This is a genomic window from Sphingomonadaceae bacterium OTU29LAMAA1, assembly GCA_024072375.1.
In the GTDB taxonomy this organism is placed as follows: Bacteria; Pseudomonadota; Alphaproteobacteria; order Sphingomonadales; family Sphingomonadaceae; genus Sphingomonas.
Genome location: CP099617.1, coordinates 1122204 through 1139283, shown reverse-complemented (window position 1 = coordinate 1139283; position 17080 = coordinate 1122204). Strand labels below are relative to the sequence as shown.

General features: G+C 64.6%; 18 protein-coding genes and 1 tRNA gene. 12 read left to right on the top strand and 7 right to left on the bottom strand.

What is annotated here, in order from left to right:
• Positions 1 to 6 precede the first annotated feature (6 nt).
• Entirely contained in the window at positions 7 to 2457 is a 2451-nt protein-coding gene (locus NF699_05810) for an ATP-binding protein (GenBank protein USU06185.1), read from the top strand.
• 55 nt (positions 2458 to 2512) lie between these two features.
• The gene (locus NF699_05805; protein USU06184.1) at positions 2513 to 2902 is read left to right on the top strand and encodes a response regulator; all 390 of its coding nucleotides are present in this window, start codon (positions 2513 to 2515) and stop codon (positions 2900 to 2902) included.
• 3 nt (positions 2903 to 2905) lie between these two features.
• Here the strand turns inward: NF699_05805 and NF699_05800 are convergent, their stop codons facing one another.
• Positions 2906 to 3742 carry a class I SAM-dependent methyltransferase gene (locus NF699_05800; GenBank protein ID USU06183.1) on the bottom strand — a complete coding sequence of 279 codons (837 nt, stop codon included), beginning with the start codon at positions 3740 to 3742 and terminating at the stop codon, positions 2906 to 2908.
• Between the two features lie 42 nt (positions 3743 to 3784).
• On the opposite strand from NF699_05800, the gene NF699_05795 reads away from it, so the two are divergent.
• The 6 genes from NF699_05795 (at position 3785) to NF699_05770 (ending at position 6985) form a co-directional block, all read left to right on the top strand.
• Positions 3785 to 4540: a ComF family protein gene (locus NF699_05795; GenBank protein USU06182.1), complete on the top strand. Its 756-nt coding sequence runs from the start codon at positions 3785 to 3787 to the stop codon at positions 4538 to 4540.
• 31 nt (positions 4541 to 4571) lie between these two features.
• Positions 4572 to 4829: a glutaredoxin 3 gene (gene grxC, locus NF699_05790; GenBank protein ID USU06181.1), complete on the top strand. Its 258-nt coding sequence runs from the start codon at positions 4572 to 4574 to the stop codon at positions 4827 to 4829.
• Positions 4826 to 5647, top strand: coding sequence for a carbon-nitrogen hydrolase family protein (locus NF699_05785; GenBank protein ID USU06180.1), 822 nt, complete (start codon positions 4826 to 4828; stop codon positions 5645 to 5647). Before grxC ends, NF699_05785 begins: the two co-directional genes overlap by 4 nt.
• Entirely contained in the window at positions 5644 to 6075 is a 432-nt protein-coding gene (locus NF699_05780; protein ID USU06179.1) for a DUF1178 family protein, read from the top strand. Before NF699_05785 ends, NF699_05780 begins: the two co-directional genes overlap by 4 nt.
• 143 nt (positions 6076 to 6218) lie before the next feature.
• Positions 6219 to 6295 (top strand) — tRNA-Arg (locus NF699_05775).
• A gap of 513 nt (positions 6296 to 6808) precedes the next feature.
• A complete protein-coding gene (locus tag NF699_05770; protein USU06178.1) occupies positions 6809 to 6985 on the top strand; it encodes a hypothetical protein in 177 nt (58 codons plus the stop codon).
• Between the two features lie 107 nt (positions 6986 to 7092).
• Here NF699_05770 and NF699_05765 read toward each other — a convergent pair whose 3' ends face one another.
• From NF699_05765 to NF699_05755, 3 genes are all read right to left on the bottom strand, one after another.
• Entirely contained in the window at positions 7093 to 7353 is a 261-nt protein-coding gene (locus NF699_05765; GenBank protein ID USU06177.1) for an SWIB/MDM2 domain-containing protein, read from the bottom strand.
• A gap of 46 nt (positions 7354 to 7399) precedes the next feature.
• Positions 7400 to 7603 (bottom strand): DUF2945 domain-containing protein, encoded by a 204-nt coding sequence (locus NF699_05760; GenBank protein ID USU06176.1) that lies wholly within the window; start codon positions 7601 to 7603, stop codon positions 7400 to 7402.
• An 82-nt stretch (positions 7604 to 7685) separates the two neighbouring features.
• Positions 7686 to 10817: a TonB-dependent receptor gene (locus NF699_05755; protein ID USU06175.1), complete on the bottom strand. Its 3132-nt coding sequence runs from the start codon at positions 10815 to 10817 to the stop codon at positions 7686 to 7688.
• 214 nt (positions 10818 to 11031) lie between these two features.
• Here NF699_05755 and folE point away from each other — a divergent pair, with 214 nt between their 5' ends.
• The 3 genes from folE to NF699_05740 are packed head-to-tail and all read left to right on the top strand — an operon-like array spanning position 11032 to position 12747.
• Positions 11032 to 11652: a GTP cyclohydrolase I FolE gene (folE, locus tag NF699_05750; GenBank protein ID USU06174.1), complete on the top strand. Its 621-nt coding sequence runs from the start codon at positions 11032 to 11034 to the stop codon at positions 11650 to 11652.
• Positions 11652 to 12395: an SDR family oxidoreductase gene (locus NF699_05745; GenBank protein USU06173.1), complete on the top strand. Its 744-nt coding sequence runs from the start codon at positions 11652 to 11654 to the stop codon at positions 12393 to 12395. The genes folE and NF699_05745 overlap by 1 nt, the downstream gene beginning before the upstream one ends.
• A complete protein-coding gene (locus NF699_05740) occupies positions 12388 to 12747 on the top strand; it encodes a dihydroneopterin aldolase (protein ID USU06172.1) in 360 nt (119 codons plus the stop codon). Before NF699_05745 ends, NF699_05740 begins: the two co-directional genes overlap by 8 nt.
• A gap of 43 nt (positions 12748 to 12790) precedes the next feature.
• Here the strand turns inward: NF699_05740 and leuA are convergent, their stop codons facing one another.
• Positions 12791 to 14446 carry a 2-isopropylmalate synthase gene (leuA, locus tag NF699_05735; protein USU06171.1) on the bottom strand — a complete coding sequence of 552 codons (1656 nt, stop codon included), beginning with the start codon at positions 14444 to 14446 and terminating at the stop codon, positions 12791 to 12793.
• 309 nt (positions 14447 to 14755) lie between these two features.
• On the opposite strand from leuA, the gene NF699_05730 reads away from it, so the two are divergent.
• Positions 14756 to 15151, top strand: a complete 396-nt coding sequence (locus tag NF699_05730) for a BLUF domain-containing protein (protein USU06170.1) — start codon at positions 14756 to 14758, stop codon at positions 15149 to 15151.
• A gap of 36 nt (positions 15152 to 15187) precedes the next feature.
• On the opposite strand, the gene NF699_05725 is transcribed toward NF699_05730, so the two are convergent.
• Together NF699_05725 and ilvC are read right to left on the bottom strand one after the other, a co-directional pair.
• The gene (locus NF699_05725) at positions 15188 to 15790 is read right to left on the bottom strand and encodes a YceI family protein (GenBank protein ID USU06169.1); all 603 of its coding nucleotides are present in this window, start codon (positions 15788 to 15790) and stop codon (positions 15188 to 15190) included.
• A gap of 255 nt (positions 15791 to 16045) precedes the next feature.
• Complete coding sequence (gene ilvC / locus NF699_05720) at positions 16046 to 17065, bottom strand: ketol-acid reductoisomerase (GenBank protein ID USU06168.1); 1020 nt, start codon at positions 17063 to 17065, stop codon at positions 16046 to 16048.
• Positions 17066 to 17080: the final 15 nt, after the last annotated feature.

The following is a 17080-nucleotide window of genomic DNA, read 5'->3' as shown; positions in this document are numbered from 1 at the left end:
ATGCCGGTGACGCCGCTCGTCCGGTTCGCCGCGGTCTGGCTGCTATGCCTTGCCGGGTTGATCAGTTCCGCTCACGCCGCGCCGATCGAGCGCCAGTTCGATCGGCTTGCGGCCGAAGCGAAGACGGCGATGCTGACCGATCCGCACGTGACGGTCGCCAAGGCGCTGGCTGCGGAACGCCTTGCCAGTCGCGAACCCAAGTCCAGAGATCGCGCTGTCATGCAGGCGACGGCGGTATGGCTGCGGGGCGAGGCGCTGATGCGGCTGAACGACGTGCCCGGCGCCGATCCGCTGATCACGCGCGCGGTGCAGGTGTCGTCGCGCGTGGCACCCGGATCGCAGCTTCATGGCGATGCGCTGCTGGCGAGCGCCTGGATCAACACCGTACAGGCCAACGTCGCCGCTGCGCTGAACGACTATCAGCGCGCCTATGATATCTTTCGAAAACTCGGCGATCTGCGCAGCCAGTCCAAGGCGCTGCAATCGATCGGATCGTTGTACAACAGCGCGAACGATTATGCGAAAGCGTTGAAGTATTTCGATCAGGCGCTGGCCCTTTACAAGTCGGACCCGAAGCTTGCGCTATCGGTGTACAACAACCGCGGCAATGCGCTGAAGGATCTGGGGCGCTTCCATGCCGCGGAGGCGCAGTTCCGACAGGCGTTGACGCTGACCGAGCGCATGGACAGTCCGTTGCTGCGCGTGCTGGTGCTGGGCAACATCGCCGAGGCGCGACTGCTGGGCAAGGATGTCGCCGGTGCGCAGCGGGCGATCGACGAGGGGCTGCGGCTATCGACGCGCGGCGAAGGTGCGGGCTACCGCAAGCTGCTTGTCGCGCTCGCAGCGCAGGCCGCGTTCCAGCGCGGAGACATCGCCAGAGCGACGACGTTGATCGGCGAGCGGTTCGCAGGCGAAGACCTTGCCAGGACGACGCTGATCGATCGCGAGGCGCATCGCACCGCCTATACGATCTACCGCGCGAACGGCGAGCACGACCTTGCGCTGCGGCACCTCGTCGCGTTGAAGCGCCTCGACGACGAGGCGACGGCGCTGGCACGTTCGACCGGAGCGGCGCTGATGGCGGCGCGGTTCGACTTCGCCAATCAGGAATTGAAGATCACGAGCTTGCAGCGTGACGAGGCCCGCCGCAACGCCGCGTTCGCACAGGCACGCGCACGGACGCAGCGCGATATCTTCCTTGGCGCCGCGGTCGCCACGGCGATCGTCGTCGCGTTGCTGGCATTCGGCCTCATCACCATTCGCCGCAGTCGCAATCATGTGCGTGCCGCCAACGCCGATCTGGCGATCACCAACACCGCGCTCGGCAAGGCGCTGGCGGCAAAGACCGAATTCCTCGCCACGACCAGTCATGAAATCCGCACGCCACTGAACGGCATCCTCGGCATGACGCAGGTGATGCTCGCCGACGGCAATGTCGCGGGTTCGACGCGTGATCGGCTGACGGTGGTGCACAGCGCCGGCATGACGATGCGGGCGTTGGTCGACGATATTCTCGACGTCGCCAAGATGGAAACCGGTCATCTGGTCATCGAGGCAGCACCGTTCGATCTGCGTGCGATGCTGGCGGAATCGACACGCCTGTGGGACGATCAGGCGCACGCGAAGGGGCTGCACTTCCGCCGCAATCTGGATGATTGTCCGGCCATGATCGTCGGCGACGCGGCACGCCTGCGGCAGATCGTCTTCAACCTGATGTCCAATGCGCTGAAGTTCACCGCCAGCGGCAGCGTCGTGCTGGATGTCGCTGCGACCGGGGACGAACGGCTGCGCATCGTGATCGCTGATACCGGCGTCGGCATTGCGCCGGACAAATGCGACGAGATTTTCGAATCGTTCAAACAGGCCGACACCAGCACCACGCGCCGGTTCGGCGGCACCGGCCTGGGTCTCGCGATCTGTCGCAATCTTGCACGGGCGATGGACGGTGACGTGGCGGTCGAAAGCGTGCCGGGCGAAGGGTCGCGGTTCGTGGTCGATCTGCCGCTCGTTCGGACCGATGCGATGGTGGGGGCGGGGGCGGACTGCGCCGATGCCGCCGTGCCGTCGTTGCTGATCGTCGATCGCAATCCGATCACGCGCAACATGCTCAAGACCTTACTGTCGCCGCATGCAGATGCCATCGCGCTGGCTGGCACCTGGGACGACGCCGTGATTGCGTTGGGCCGTGGAGGCATTGGTCGGATCGTCGTCGATGCGTCGGTCGCCCCGCCGATCGATGCGGATCGCGATGTTGGCGAGGCCTGGCTGAACGAATTGACGGCTTTGGCGGGAGATGCGCGGACCGTGATTTTGTGGCCCGCAGGCGACGACGGCATGCGCCGCTCGAAGACGGTAACTCATCGATTTACCAACGTTATCAAGCCGGTCAGTGGCATGTCATTGGTCGCATTCGTTTATCCTGAGGGTGACGCAACACTTGTGTCGCAGGCGGCATGAAGCGTAGACGCAGGACCATGTCCTACAAACCGCCGACCATGCTGATGTCCTCGCAATGAACGTGTTGTTCATCGAGGACGACCGGATGAACCGGCGCGTCGTGCGGGATATGCTCGATGTCGCCGGGGCTACGATGGCGGAGGCGGAAAGTGCCGAAGCCGGGCTGGCGGCACTCGATACCCAAACGTTCGACATGTTGCTGGTCGATCTGCGCATGCCGGGGATGGATGGCATTACGGCGATCGAACACATCCGGGCGCGCGGCGATGCGAAGGCGAACGTCCCGATCATCGTCATCACCGCGGATACGGCGCTGGACTTGCGCGAGCGCTGTATCGCTGCGGGTGCCGACGAGGTGCTGTTCAAGCCGGTAGCGATGGATGCCCTGTTCGAGGCGATGGGCCGGATTCTCGCGCGTGACGCCGATGGCGGTATGATCGTCTGAGGATCAGCCGCCCGGCTTCAGGGCGGCGGCGAGCGACGCGGTTGCGCTGCCCCGGCGCGCCGGTTTCGGCTGGGAGGCATCGGGCGCCCAGCCGGTCAGGAACACGATGACGAACCGTTCGGTGGTTCGCCCGTCCGGAGCGGCGGCCGCAGCGAAGGCGGCGGCGGCGCGCGCCAGTGTCTCGCGCGACATCGCCACACGATCGACCAGCACGTTGCTGGCGGCCATTCCACGCAAATCGTCGAGCAACCGGCCGAAGCTGGCATAGCGCACGTCGAACGTTTCGATATCGGCCACCGGCAGCGAAAAACCGGCGCGCACCAGCAGGTCGCCAGCCGAGCGGACGTCGATCTGCGGGTGAAGACGCGCGGCCGGCCGGTCGCCTTCCGCCGTGCGCAGCGACGCCCGTAATGCGGGCAAGCTGCCCGCCCCCAGAAAGGCACCCAGGAACAGGCCATCCGGGCGCAACGTACGGCGGATCAGCGACAAAGCGCCGGGCAGATCGTTGACCTGATCCAAAACGCCCGCGCTCAGAACACCGTCGAAGCTGCCGTCCGCAAAGGGCAGACGATCCTCATCCACCTGGACTCCGCCCGTGCGCTGCGCGAAGCGGAAACCCGGATCGGCGCGGGCGATGCGTGCATTCGGTACTGCGATCCCGGCATCGGGGGCACCCAGATCGAGAATATCGGTGAAATCGCGTTTCACGGCATCCAACCGTTCCAGAATGCCCTCGACCATAACGTCACGCAGGAACGCGTGCGCGGCATAGTCATGCGCCGCAGCGCGGTCACGGCGCAGCCTGCGGGCCACGCGGTCGAAGATGTCGGGTGCGCTCACGCGGCGGCTTGTGCCCGCTGCGACTGCGCGCGACAAGCGGCCATGGGACCGTACGTCGCATCGCTGGGCAGATTGGTCGCGCGGGCGGGGGCGTCGATCGTTGCGCTGGCGCTGCCACCCCGTTGCCCCGGTTGCGGAACGCCCGTCGCGGCGGATCACCGGTTCTGCGCATCGTGCTGGGCGGGCCTGCATCTGATCGGCCCGCCGTGGTGCGCCGGATGCAATCTGCCGTTCGATTATGATCGGGGGCAGGGTGCGATGTGCGGGCCGTGCCTGGCCGATCCGCCGCGTCACGCGGGCGTGCGCGCCGCCGTCGCTTATGGTGCGGTCGCGCGGCAGCTCGCCTTGCAGCTGAAATACGGTCGGCGCATCGGCATCGCGGATACGATGGCGGCGCGGATCGCCGTCGTCGTACCGCCGGGACTCGATCTGCTGGTGCCGGTGCCGCTGCATCGCTGGCGCCTGTGGTCGCGCGGGTTCAATCAGGCGGGACTGATCGGGGATGCGCTGCATCGCCGATGCGGCGTGGCGCACGATCCCTTCGCTCTCGTCCGGCGGCGGCAGACGATCGTGTTGCGCGGTCTCGGCAGGCGCGGGCGACGTCGGGCGGTCAGCGGCGCCTTCGCGGTGCCGGATCGTAGCCGCGTCGCTGGCAAGGCGATCGGTCTGGTCGACGATGTGTACACCAGCGGCTCGACCACAGCTGCCTGCACCCGTGCATTGATCGCAGCGGGCGCGGTGTCGGTCACGATCCTGTGCTGGGCGCGGGTCATCGCGGACGACACCCCGGGCGATTGACAAGAGGGGTGCGAACCCACACCTCGTGGTTATGGCAAAGGTCGAAATCTACACCAAGGCGTTCTGTCCCTATTGCTCGCGGGCGATGCGGTTGCTGGGCTCGAAGGGCGTGACGCCGCAGGAATACGACATCACGATGGGCGGCGCCCAGCGGCAGGAGATGATCCAGCGGGCGGACGGCCGCACGACGGTGCCGCAGGTGTTCATCGACGGTCGGCATATCGGCGGATCCGACGATCTTGCGGCGCTGGACGCGCGTGGGGAGCTCGACCCGCTGCTCGCCGTATGAGGATCGCGCTGCTGCAGATGACGAGCGGGATCGATACCGCCGTCAATGCCGCGGATTTGCGTCACGGCATCGCCGCTGCCGCCGCCAATGGCGCGGTCATGGCGTTCGCGCCGGAGATGGCGGGCCTGATCGATCGCGATCGCGGGCGCGCCGCCGCATCGATCCACGCAGAGGCGGATGACCCCGTGCTCGCGAGCGTCCGTGATGCCGCCGCCAGGGCCGGGATATGGGTCCAGCTGGGATCGCTGGCGATCCGGCGTGAGGACGGGCGCTGGGCCAATCGCAGCTTCGTGATCGATGCGACAGGCGCCATCCGGGCACGTTACGACAAGATGCACCTGTTCGACGTCGATTTGCCCACGGGCGAAAGCTGGCGTGAATCGGCGGCCTATGCTCCCGGTGAGGCGGCGATCGTCGCCGATACGCCGGTCGGGGCAACGGGATTGTCGATCTGCTACGATCTTCGGTTCCCGGCGTTGTACGCTGGGCTCGCGGCGGCTGGAGCACAGGTGTTGTCGATTCCCGCGGCCTTCACCCGCCCGACCGGATCGGCGCACTGGCACGTCCTGCTGCGTGCGCGCGCGGTTGAAACCGGCTGCTTCGTCGTGGCGGCGGCGCAGGCCGGGGCGCATGAGGACGGCCGTCTGACCTATGGGCATTCGCTGGTCGTCGATCCCTGGGGCGAGGTGCTGCTCGATATGGGCGACGCGCGCGGGCTGGGATTCGCCGAGATCGATCCGGAGCGCGTCGCCGATGTCCGGTCGCGTATTCCCGTCCTGTCGCATCGCCGCACGATCCCGCCGATCACGCACGTATGATCGTGTTTGACCTGCGCTGCGGCGGCGGCCACGTATTCGAGGCGTGGTTCGGATCGAGTGCCGATTACGAAGCGCAATCGGCCGCCGGTCAGGTCGCCTGCCCGATGTGTGGCAACCCCGAGGTCGTCAAGGCGGCGATGGCGCCCGGCATACCGGCTAAGGGCAACCGGCGCAGCGAACCGCCGTCACCGGCAGTGGTCAAGCAGGCGTTGCGCATGCTTGCAGCAGGGCAGGCGAAGGCGCTGGAGGGATCGACGTGGGTCGGCACCGGTTTCGCGGCCCAGGCCCGCGCTATGCATGCGGGCGACGAGGCCACCAAGCCGATCCACGGTCAGGCCAGCCTTGCCGAGGCGAAGGCGCTGATCGACGATGGCGTTCCGGTCGCGCCATTGCCGTTGCCGGTGGTGCCGCCCGAAAAGGCGAACTGAAGATCGTTTGGCCGGCAGCCTCGTTTGGTGACGGGCAGAGAGGTTCGAGGCCGCTTTTAAGGAATGCGACGCATCGATCTCCGGTGACGAATGTCGATCCGGCCTAGACCCGCTTGGCACCGCCCGGTATCATTCGGGTCGACGGCCCCGTAGCTCAGCAGGATAGAGCGCCAGATTCCTAATCTGTAGGTCGCGCGTTCGAATCGCGCCGGGGTCACCACGTTTTCTGACTGCCGATGAAGTCGTTGGCAGTCGTGAAGCAGCGCGTTGACGTCGATCGGATCAGCGATAGGCTCTCCGATCAGGGACACCACCGGCCTTTCTCCCGTCAGCTTCTCGGCCGCGTCCGGCTTCGCGAGGGCAGAATTGCGCGAGTGGGAGGGACACGATCACTCCTGCCGAACGCGTCTCATGATCCTTACGACGCCCGTACGTCTGCGGTGTTTCTCTCATCGTCCTATTTTGCGGCCGCTGGGACTGGACGAAAAGCGTTGCCGATGCGTTATGAAACCGTCGCGGCGGGAAACAGAAATTCGTGCTCGTCACACGATCCCGCCGCGGCACCACATCCGGGCGCAGGCATGCCCCTGCAAATCTATCCCGGCGCGGCACTTGCCTTACCTATAGGTCAAGCCCACATAGCGGATGGTACGGCGGTTCCGGGTCTCCCCCCGCTGCTCCCGCCGTGCCACCCCGTCAATGTGAAAGAGGCCCGCAACATAGCGCTGCTAAGATGCAGTCGGTGTTGGTCGACGGGATGTTCGGTTATGAACGATCATGGCGCGGCTGTTACGTCGCAAGCGCGGCGGGCATGAAGCCGCTGTCGTTCTGGATCTACGTCGCCGCCGGTGTGACGATGATCATGGTCTCGATCGTCATCCTGCCCTTTGTCGGTGCGCGCGGACGCTGACGGTACGGATTGGCGAACGCTATCGCCATCTAACGCTTATCGACATATCCTTTCGGGAGCACCGGCGTCCGGACGGCGCGATGCTCCCGATGGGATATCGATCGGGCTCAGGCCTTCACATGCTGCGAAATGTACTTGTTCATCTCGAACATGGTGCACTTGTCGCGACCGAAAACCTTCTTCAGCTTTTCGTCGGCGAGAATTTCGCGCTTGTTCTCGGGGTTCTGCAGGTTGTTGGACTTGATGTATTCCCACACCTTGCTGATCACCTGGCTGCGCGGCAGCTTCTCGTTGCCGACGATCGCGCCCAGTTCCTCGGAGGGCTGAACGGGGGCGTGGATGCCGCCGGTCTTGGTAGTCGTAGCCATCGCATTCCTTCCTGCTGGCGTCCGGTCCATACCGGACGCTTGAAAATCACGCCTTCTTGAGCGCGCCCGCCTTGTGCGCCGCCTTTCCACCGTTGTCACTCTCTACGATGTATTGCGGATCGTCCTTCGATGCCCTGACCGTATGGCCCTTGATATGCGTGTCGCTCGTCTGCTTCTTCTCGACCTTGCCATGAGCGGTGCCGCCGTGGCTCTTCCACGTCACTTTGTCGCCGGCCTTGAGCTCTGCCATCATCCGTCTCCCGTTGAGGTGCGTGCGCGAAAAGCGCGCAGACCCGTCAAACGGTTGCACCGCTGCCAAAGACTTCCACCGATCAGAATTTGAACCCGGCGGCGAGGCCATAGCGGCGCGGCTCGATCGTGAAGATGTTGGTGAACAGGCCCGACGACTGGTCGGTGACATATTGCCCGGTGATGCCGTTGTTCTTCGTCAGGTTCTGCACGAAGCCGCGGACGTAGAAACGATCGTCGGGTGCGTTGAACTGCACCTGCGCATTGACGACCTCATAGCCCTGCACGCGGTTGATGGCACGGTTGAAGATGCTGGCGTAGAATTCGCCGGTGTAAGCGAGGTCGACCCGCGGCACGATGCTGTACCCGTCGCCGAACTGCGCGGTATATTGTACCCCGGCGGAGAATTTGTAGCGCGGTGCCTGTGGCAGCTGGTTGCCGCGAATGTTGACCAGCACGCCGCTGCGGTCGACCACGAACGGTAGCGCGCCCGCGCCGTTGGTGCCGAATGCGGCATTGAGCGGGCCCTGCAATGCTGCCAGCGCTGGATTGTACACCGCGAGGGCACCCGCCGATGCCGCCGCCAGCGCGTCGCAGATCGAAAAGGCGCCCGTCGTGCCGGTATTCGGCACGCCGACCGGTGCACGCAATCCGAACGCACTGTTGACCGCACCGACGAAGGCATTGGCACCTGCGGCATTGCCTGCCACCGTCGGGCGCACCGCACAGTTCGACGCGTTGGTGATATCCTTGATGATCACCGTATCGGTGCGGCCGTTGGCGGGATCCTGCGGATTGCCGATGAACTTGTCGCTGGTGATCTTCGACTTCAAATAGCTGAAGTTCATGTTCACCACCAGGGCGCGTGACGGGCGGACGATCGCCTCCGCCTCGATACCATAGATGTCAGCGTTCACGTTGTCGTTTACGGCCGTGCGCGCGACGATGCGGCTGAGTTGCAACCGTTTGTACTTGTAATAAAAGCCGGTTAGATTGAGCTGCAACGTACGGTTCAGGAACGAATTCTTCGACCCGATCTCGAACGAATCCACCGTTTCTGGCGCGAACGCCTGCGGCACAGCGAACACTGGCGACAGCGGCGGATTGACGCCGCCCGATTTGTAGCCGCGCGAGTAGGACGCGTAGAGCAGATTGTCCGAGGTGATCTGGTAATCGAGCACCGCGCGGCCGGTCAGCCGTCCGAACGATACGTTGGCGAGCCCGAACGGCTGATTACCGGTGGTGAACGGATCGTAGTCGAGCGTCGCGTAATTGACCGCATTCTCCAGCGAGCCGGGATTGGCGTATGAGACGAGCGCGGTCGATACCGCCGATACCGCAATCGCATTGCCCTCCGCATCGCGTCGCGTCGTACCGCTCGCGTCGACCAGCGTCCGCGTCTTGGTATCGAAGATGAACGACGTGCGGGCACGAACGTCCTTTTCGTCATGATTGTAACGCAGGCCGAGCGTCAGCTTCAGCCGGTCGTTGAACGCAAAATAGGTTTCGCCGAACAGACCGTAGGATTTGAGATGCACGCGGTCGGTGAAGCTGCGGTAGAAGGGCGTCGAGGCGAAGACGTTGGGGATCGTTCCTCCCGCGGCGCGGGTGCCGAGCGCGTTCGCCGCGCCGATCACCGCCGCGCCGTAATCGAGCGGGAAGGCGGTAACATAATAGCTGTTGTCGCGGATTTTCTGGTCGACGTAGATGCCGCCGATCAGAAAGTTGAACATGCCGTCGAAGTTGCTGTCGATGTGCGCCTCTGCCGAAAATTGCCGGCTGCGCGCGTTGGAGCGGTCGACGTCCTGACTGCGCGGCCCGCACAACGCATCACCGCTGAACACGCCGTTGCCTGGTCCTGGATTGGACTGGCAAACGGTGCCGGTGTTGCGATTGGGGAACAGCGCCGCAACGGCGTCGGTGAAAGGATTGATCCCGCCGGGGAACAGCGCGCCGGGCGCAGCGGCGGTGCCGATCAGCGTCAGCGCACCGACGTTCGCACCGAGTGGGTTCTCCACCGCAAGGTTGTAATCCGTGGTCGAATCCACCGAATTGCGCGCATAGCCGCCGGTGAAGTTGAACGATACCGGCCCGAAATCGTGGAAGATCTTGGCGGTATATTGCTCTTCCTCGCTGAAATACGTCGGCCTGTAGTCGACGTTCACCGTCCGCACGTCGCCCGGGTTGATCACACCGGCATAGGTATCCGGCCCGTAAACGCTGGCCAGCGCATATTGCGCAAAGGTCGCGCCGAGCGAGGATGCGTAGAATTCGCGCGAACTGTACATCGTCGCCAGCGTGGAATTGCCGTTGGTCGTTTCGTTCGCCAGCCGGTCGGGCAGGCAGCCAAGGACGCCGGTGGGGTCGCGATGGCATAGCTGCTTCTGGATCCGGCTGCGATCGTCGCGTTCGTGGAAATAATAACCGATCAGGTCGATGCGCGTGTCGCTGGTCGGCTCCCACGACAGCGTGCCGCGGAGCGAATACAGATCGCGCCCGTCGAGCCGGCTGCCGTCGAACAGGTTCTTCGTATAGCCGTCGCGCTTCAGATAGGTGCCCGCGACGCGGATGCCGAGCGTGTCGCCGATCGGCAAGTTGAACATGCCGCGCACGCGTTTCGAATCGAAATTGCCATATTCGAACTCGCCCGCCGCGTGAATTGCCGAAAGATCGGGCTTCGCGGTGATGAAGTTGACGACGCCCGAGGTCGCGTTGCGACCGAACAACGTTCCCTGCGGTCCGCGCAGCACCTCGACGCGCTCCAGATCGAAGAACTCGCTCTCGAACAGCCGCGTCGACACCAATGGCATGTCGTTGACGTGGATCGCGGTCGCGCTGTCGCAACTCGCGCCGACGCACAGATCGCCGATGCCGCGGATCGTGAAGCTGGACGAGGTAAAGTTCGTCTTGGTGAAGGTGACGTTGGGCAGCGTCTGCTGCAACGCCGTCGGATTGAGGATCTGCTGTTTCTCCAGATTTTCCGCGGTGAAGGCGCTGACCGCGATCGGCACGTCCTGCAATCGCTGCGACTGCCGCTGTGCGGTGACGACGATATCGCTGGCGTCGGTCGGCCGCGCCGGCTGGCCCGATTCCTGGTCCGGCCCGTTGGTGGGTGCCGTCGTCTGTGCGGACGTGGTAGTGGCGCTTTGCGCGGCGGCGGGAATCGCTGGCAGCATGACGAGTGCCGATGCGACGAGCAGGTCGTACTTCTTCATGGTGGCATCCTCTCCCTGTCCCGTTCGCGTGGTCTGACGCCTGCGATACGAAAGTTCCAGTTTCGGGTATGGCGAAGCTAACGATTGTTGAAATGCTGCGTCAACCGGTATTTGCTTGGTAGATCGCGGGTATATCGGTCAGTTGACGGGATGGACGAGTTGCAGAATCGAACTTGCGGTTGGTTGCGGCGCAGCATGATGGAGACGACGAAACATGGCTGATCGCACTGCGACGCCCGACGACGGCGACCTGATCGAGGGCGGCGGCACGGCCGCCATTCCCGCGGATGTCGCCGCGGCCATCGCCACGCTGATCCGATGGGCAGGCGACGATCCCACACGCGAAGGGCTGATCGACACCCCGCGTCGCGTGGCGAAGGCGTGGAAGGAATATTGCGCCGGCTATGGCGACGATCCTGCCAAACATCTCGAACGCGTGTTCGAAGAGGTGGGGGGCTATGACGAGATCGTGCTGCTGAAGGACATCCCGTTCCAGTCGCATTGCGAACATCACATGGCGCCGATCATCGGCAAGGCGCATATCGCCTACCTGCCGCAGAACCACGTCGTCGGGATCAGCAAGCTGGCGCGCGTGCTGCATGGCTTCGCCCGCCGGTTGCAGGTGCAGGAGCGCCTGACCGCCGAGGTCGCCGACTGCATCTGGGACAATCTGAAGCCGCAGGGGGTCGCCGTCGTGATCGAGGCGAGCCACGCCTGCATGACTGCGCGCGGCGTCCGTACGCCCGGTGTGTCGATGGTCACCAGCCGGATGATGGGCGTGTTTCGGGACGACGAGCGCAGCCGCAAGGAAGTGCTCGCGCTGATGGGTTGCTGATGCGCACCGTGCTGGTGACCGGCGGCGCAAGGCGGCTCGGTGCCACGATCGCGCGGACGGCGGCGGGGGCCGGATGGCGCGTGGTGATCCACTACGGCCAGTCGGCTGATGCTGCGCGGGCTTTGGCCGAGGAACTCGGCGGCGCGATCGTGCAGGGTGACCTCGCCGATGCGGCGGGCGCGCCCGCTGTGTTCGCACGGGCGCGCGAAGCCGCTGGCGGCCCGATCACCGCGCTGGTCAACAGCGCGTCGGCGTTCGAATACGATCGTCCGGAGGCGATCGACGCCACGCTCGCCGCTCGCCTGCACGCGATCAACACCGTTGCCCCCGCCATGCTCGCCGCGGCGCTGGCGGCGCAGGACGATGTCGAGGATGGCGCCGTGGTCAATCTGCTCGACCAGAAGCTCGCCAACCCCAATCCCGATTTCTTCAGCTATTCGCTCAGCAAATACGCGCTCGCCGGTGCGACGGAGATGCTGGCGCAGGCACTTGCGCCCCGCGTGCGGGTCAACGCCATCGCTCCCGGCATCACCTTGCCGAGCGGCGATCAGAGCGAGGCCGAGTTCGCCCGCGTCGCCTCCGACAACATCCTTCGTCGCCCGGTCGGTGCGGCGAACGTCGCGGAGGCAGTGGTTTACCTGCTGGGCGCGCGCAGCATCACCGGCCAGACGCTGTACGTCGATTGCGGTCAGCGCTTCGTGAAACGAGATGGCGACGTGATATTCGATGGCCGGGATGGCTGAATACACCATCATCCTCGACGGGCTGGAGGTCGCGATGCGGCTCGGCATCCACCCGCACGAAGCGGTCCCGCAACGCGTCCGCCTGACGGTGTGGATGACGGTCGATTACGCCGCGCCGCCGAGCGGCGACCGGATCGGCGAGGTGCTCGACTACGACTTCATCCGCACCGGTATCCAGGCTCTGGCCGAGGGGCCGGGGTTCGACTTGCAGGAAACGCTGGTCGATACGGTGGCGTCGCTCTGTCTCCGCGACGTCCGCGTACGCGAGGTGCGGGTCCGGTCGATGAAGCCGGATGTGTATCCCGATGCTGCCGTGGGGTGTGAGGTCGTGCGCGGTCGGACAATCGCCTGACCGCGGCACGTGTTCGATGTCGGCGGCCGGTCACCGCGGCGGCCTAGGCCCGGTTCGCCGCGCTCAGCACCGCGCGCACGCTGGCGGTGGCGATGTCGGTATCGAGGCCGACACCGAACACCGTGCGCCCGTCCGCGGTGCGGCATTCGACGTAAGCCGCCGCCTGCGCATCGGCGCCATGACCGATCGCATGTTCGCTATAGTCGACGACGTCGAGCTCCGGACCGGTTTCGCCCAGTGCGGCGATAACGCCGGAGATCAGGCCGTTGCCGCGACCGGAGATCGACCGCTCGGTCCCGTCCACCGCCACGCGGCCGACGAACAGCCGCGAACCCGCGGTGCCGGTTTCATCATAGTCTCGCAGGACGAAGCGGTCGCCTTCGCGGGGCAGATAGGTCGCCTCGAACCGGCCCCAGATGTCGGCGGCGCCGAGTTCGCGGCTGGTCTCGTCGGCCAGCGCCTGCACGTGGCGGCTGAAGTCCGCCTGAAGCCGTTTGGGGAGCTTCAGGCCCTTGTCCTGTTCGATCACCCACGCGACGCCACCCTTGCCGGACTGCGAATTGACGCGGATCACGGCTTCGTAGCTGCGGCCGAGGTCTGCGGGATCGATCGGCAGGTACGGCACTTCCCACAGCGCATCGTTGCGGGCCGCCTGTGCCGTGAAGCCCTTCTTGATCGCGTCCTGATGACTGCCGGAAAAGGCGGTGAAGACGAGATCGCCCGCGTAGGGCGTGCGCGGATGGACGGGGATGTTGGTGCAATAATCCACCGTCTTCACGATTGCGTCGATGTCCGACAGGTCGAGGTTCGGCGATACACCCTGCGTGTACATGTTGAGCGCGACGGTCACGAGGTCGCAATTGCCGGTGCGCTCGCCATTGCCGAGCAGGCAACCCTCGACCCGGTCGGCGCCCGCCATCAGGCCGAGCTCGGCGGCGGCGACGCCGGTGCCGCGATCGTTGTGCGTGTGGAGCGAGATCACGACCGCCTCGCGGTTCGGAATGTTACGGCCGAACCATTCGATCTGGTCGGCATAGACATTGGGTGTCGCGCATTCGACCGTGGCCGGCAAATTGAAGATGATCGGTTTGTCGGCGGTCGGCCGAAGCACCTCCATTACCGCCGCGCACACCTCGACCGAGAAATCGAGTTCGGCGGTCGAGAACGTCTCCGGACTGTATTCGAAATGCCAGTCGGTATTCGGGCGCCTGGCGGCTTCGTCGCGCAGCACCTTGGCGCCGTCGATCGCGATCCGCTTCACTTCGTCGCGGGTCATGCCGAACACGATCTTGCGCCACGCGGGCGAGACGGCGTTGTAGAGGTGGACGATCGCCTGCTTCGCGCCGTCGAGGCTGGCGAAGCTGGTTTCGATCAGGTCGCGGCGCGACTGCGTCAACACCTGCACGAATACGTCATCGGGAATGCGACCGGTCTTCACCAGCCCGCTGATGAAGTCGAACTCGGTCGCACCCGCGCTGGGGAAGCCGACCTCGATTTCCTTCAGCCCCGTCTTCACGAGCAGGTCGAAGAAGCGGGTTTTCTTCTCCGCATCCATCGGATCGATCAGCGCCTGATTGCCGTCGCGCAGATCGGTCGACAGCCAGCGCGGCGCACGCGTGATGACGTTCGACGGCCAGCGGCGGTCGGGCAGGTCGATAGTGGGGAAGGGGCGGTATTTGGTCGAAGGATCGCGGAGCATGTGTCGGTCCCGTCTTTGCCGCGGACCATCGGGTCTCACGCGGCGGAATTGGTGCTGAAGGGTTATCCGGCCCTTAGGGGAGCGTGCACGAGCAACAGCCGCCCTAAGGGCGGATAAGTCGTAGAAGGGTGCGAACGCGGTCCATGCTGGATGCGTTCATGGCCGAGCAGCGGTCCATTGTCCACAGACCTCGGCAAAAGCCCCGATTTGCGATCCGATCGGAACCGGTGACCTGTCGTTAACCCTGGCGGGGTATCGACAATAAGGACGGTCGTTCGTCCTATTAACATGTGTTGGGAACGACTTACGATGCGGCAACTCGTCTATATCAGCAGCATACGGCGTCAGGCGATCGTCGATCCGGTAACCATTCTCGCGCAATCGCGCCGCAACAATGCGCGCGCGCGCGTCACCGGGCTGCTGTTTTTCGACGGCAAGAGGTTTCTTCAGGCTCTCGAGGGTGACGACGCGTCGGTCGATACGACGTTCGCCCGTATCCAGCAGGACGATCGGCACCATGCACTGGTCGTCCTGTCGAACCGGGACATCGAGCGGCGCGAGTTCGGCGAATGGGCGATGGCATATAATGCGCAGGGCGAGGACAATAGCGACGCGATCGACCGGATCGCGAGGCTGACGGCCAACGCCGATCCTACGGTGCGTGCGACGTTCGAAGGGTTCGCCAAAGTGCGGCGCGCGGCCTGATCGGGCCGCGCACCGCCAGAGTATTATGCCAGAGTATTATTGGGCGACGAATGCAGCGTTGATGTCGAGCTTGACCTGATCGGACACCACCGGCACCGCCATGCCGAGGCCGAAGTCGCTGCGGTTGATCGTGGTGGTGCCACGGAAGCCGAAATTGACCTTCTTGTTCATCGGGTTGGTGCCGGCGCCGACGAAGGTGGCATCGATCGTGACCGGCTTGGTGACATTCTTGATCGTCAGATTACCGGTGATCTTCGCCGTGCTGCCGCTTGCGACCACCGCGGTCGAGACGAAGCGCGCGGTCGGGTAGGTGGCGACGTCGAAAAAGTCTTTCGACTTCAGGTGGTTGGAAAAGCCCGACGACGTAACCGACAGCTGGTCGATCGCGAATGTCACGTCGAGCTTTGCGGCCGCCGGCTTGGCGGGGTCGATCGTGAGCGTGCCGTCCTGCGCCCCGAACTGACCCGAAAGCATGCTGAAGCCCATGTGATTGAGCGTCCATGTCACCTGCGTGTGAGCAGGGTCGACCTTGTAGGTGCCGGCCGTGACGGCAGCCTTGCTCTGGGTGCCGGGCAGGCCGGTTTGCGCGATCGCAGGGATGGCGGCGGTGAGGGCGAGGGCGGCGAGGATGAGGCGCATGATGGAAGCTCCGAACGATTGTTCCGGAGGTTTAATCATGGGTTGGCGGTTTGCGGAAGGGCCAAAGCCGAAACGGATCGTTTGCCACCATCCTGTTCCTCCCCCGCAAGGGGGAGGGGGACCGTTCGGCGTCAGCCGAATGGTGGAGGGGGAGGTAAGCGATCTACTTCGATGGCAGGTGCGCCTCATGTCTCCCCCTCCGTCATGGCTTCGCCGCGCCACCTCCCCCTGGCCGGGGAGGATTTGGGGTGGCGCTCAGTTCTTGTCCTTGTCCACCAGCTTGTTGGCGCCGATCCAGGGCATCATCGCGCGTAGCTCGGTGCCGACCTTCTCGATCGGATGCGCTGCGGCCTGCTTGCGGCTGGCCTTCAGCTCCGGCTGGCCGGCCCGGTTATCGAGGACGAAATTCTTGACGAAGCGGCCCGACTGGATGTCGGCGAGGACGCGCTTCATTTCCTTCTTGGTCTCGTCGGTGATGATCCGCGGGCCGGTGACGATGTCGCCATATTCCGCGGTGTTGCTGATCGAATAGCGCATGTTGGCGATGCCGCCCTCATACAGCAGGTCGACGATCAGCTTGGTTTCGTGGAGGCATTCGAAATAGGCCATTTCCGGTGCGTAGCCGGCCTCGGTCAGCGTCTCGAAACCCGCCTGGATCAGGTGGGTGATGCCGCCGCAGAGCACGGCCTGCTCGCCGAACAGGTCCGTCTCGCATTCCTCGCGGAAGTTCGTCTCGATGATGCCCGAACGGCCGCCGCCGACGCCCGATGCGTACGCAAGCGCAACGTCGTGCGCGTTGCCGCTGGCGTCCTGATGGATCGCGATCAGGCAGGGGACGCCGCCGCCGCGGACATATTCGCTACGGACGGTGTGGCCCGGCCCCTTGGGCGCGATCATGATGACGTCGATATCCTGCGGCGGCTCGATCAGGCCGAAATGCACGTTCAGGCCGTGCGCGAAGGCGAGCGCCGCGCCGGGCTTCATGTTGCCCTTGAGGTCGGTATCCCAGATCGCGGCCTGATGTTCGTCGGGGGCGAGGATCATGACGATGTCCGCCCATTGCGCCGCTTCCTTGTTCGACAACACCTTGAAGCCGGCGTCGATCGCCTTCTTCGCGGTTGCCGAACCTTCGCGCAGTGCGATCGCGACATCCTTGACGCCGCTGTCGCGCAGGTTCTGCGCATGGGCGTGACCCTGCGAACCATAGCCGACGATGGCGATCTTCTTGTCGGTGATCAGGTTCAGATCGGCGTCGCGATCGTAATAGACCTTCATGGATAGTTCCCTTTG

What these genes read in the sequence shown, in the direction of transcription:
- NF699_05755 (USU06175.1), bottom strand. Translation starts at nt 10,817, where the DNA reads ATGAAGAAGTACGACCTGCTCGTCGCATCGGCACTCGTCATGCTGCCA.
- NF699_05780 (USU06179.1), top strand. Translation starts at nt 5,644, where the DNA reads ATGATCGTGTTTGACCTGCGCTGCGGCGGCGGCCACGTATTCGAGGCG.
- NF699_05725 (USU06169.1), bottom strand. Translation starts at nt 15,790, where the DNA reads ATGCGCCTCATCCTCGCCGCCCTCGCCCTCACCGCCGCCATCCCTGCG.
- NF699_05805 (USU06184.1), top strand. Translation starts at nt 2,513, where the DNA reads ATGAACGTGTTGTTCATCGAGGACGACCGGATGAACCGGCGCGTCGTG.
- NF699_05760 (USU06176.1), bottom strand. Translation starts at nt 7,603, where the DNA reads ATGGCAGAGCTCAAGGCCGGCGACAAAGTGACGTGGAAGAGCCACGGC.
- NF699_05795 (USU06182.1), top strand. Translation starts at nt 3,785, where the DNA reads ATGGGACCGTACGTCGCATCGCTGGGCAGATTGGTCGCGCGGGCGGGG.
- NF699_05745 (USU06173.1), top strand. Translation starts at nt 11,652, where the DNA reads ATGCGCACCGTGCTGGTGACCGGCGGCGCAAGGCGGCTCGGTGCCACG.
- NF699_05730 (USU06170.1), top strand. Translation starts at nt 14,756, where the DNA reads ATGCGGCAACTCGTCTATATCAGCAGCATACGGCGTCAGGCGATCGTC.
- grxC (USU06181.1), top strand. Translation starts at nt 4,572, where the DNA reads ATGGCAAAGGTCGAAATCTACACCAAGGCGTTCTGTCCCTATTGCTCG.
- NF699_05765 (USU06177.1), bottom strand. Translation starts at nt 7,353, where the DNA reads ATGGCTACGACTACCAAGACCGGCGGCATCCACGCCCCCGTTCAGCCC.
- leuA (USU06171.1), bottom strand. Translation starts at nt 14,446, where the DNA reads ATGCTCCGCGATCCTTCGACCAAATACCGCCCCTTCCCCACTATCGAC.
- ilvC (USU06168.1), bottom strand. Translation starts at nt 17,065, where the DNA reads ATGAAGGTCTATTACGATCGCGACGCCGATCTGAACCTGATCACCGAC.
- NF699_05770 (USU06178.1), top strand. Translation starts at nt 6,809, where the DNA reads ATGCAGTCGGTGTTGGTCGACGGGATGTTCGGTTATGAACGATCATGG.
- NF699_05785 (USU06180.1), top strand. Translation starts at nt 4,826, where the DNA reads ATGAGGATCGCGCTGCTGCAGATGACGAGCGGGATCGATACCGCCGTC.
- NF699_05740 (USU06172.1), top strand. Translation starts at nt 12,388, where the DNA reads ATGGCTGAATACACCATCATCCTCGACGGGCTGGAGGTCGCGATGCGG.
- folE (USU06174.1), top strand. Translation starts at nt 11,032, where the DNA reads ATGGCTGATCGCACTGCGACGCCCGACGACGGCGACCTGATCGAGGGC.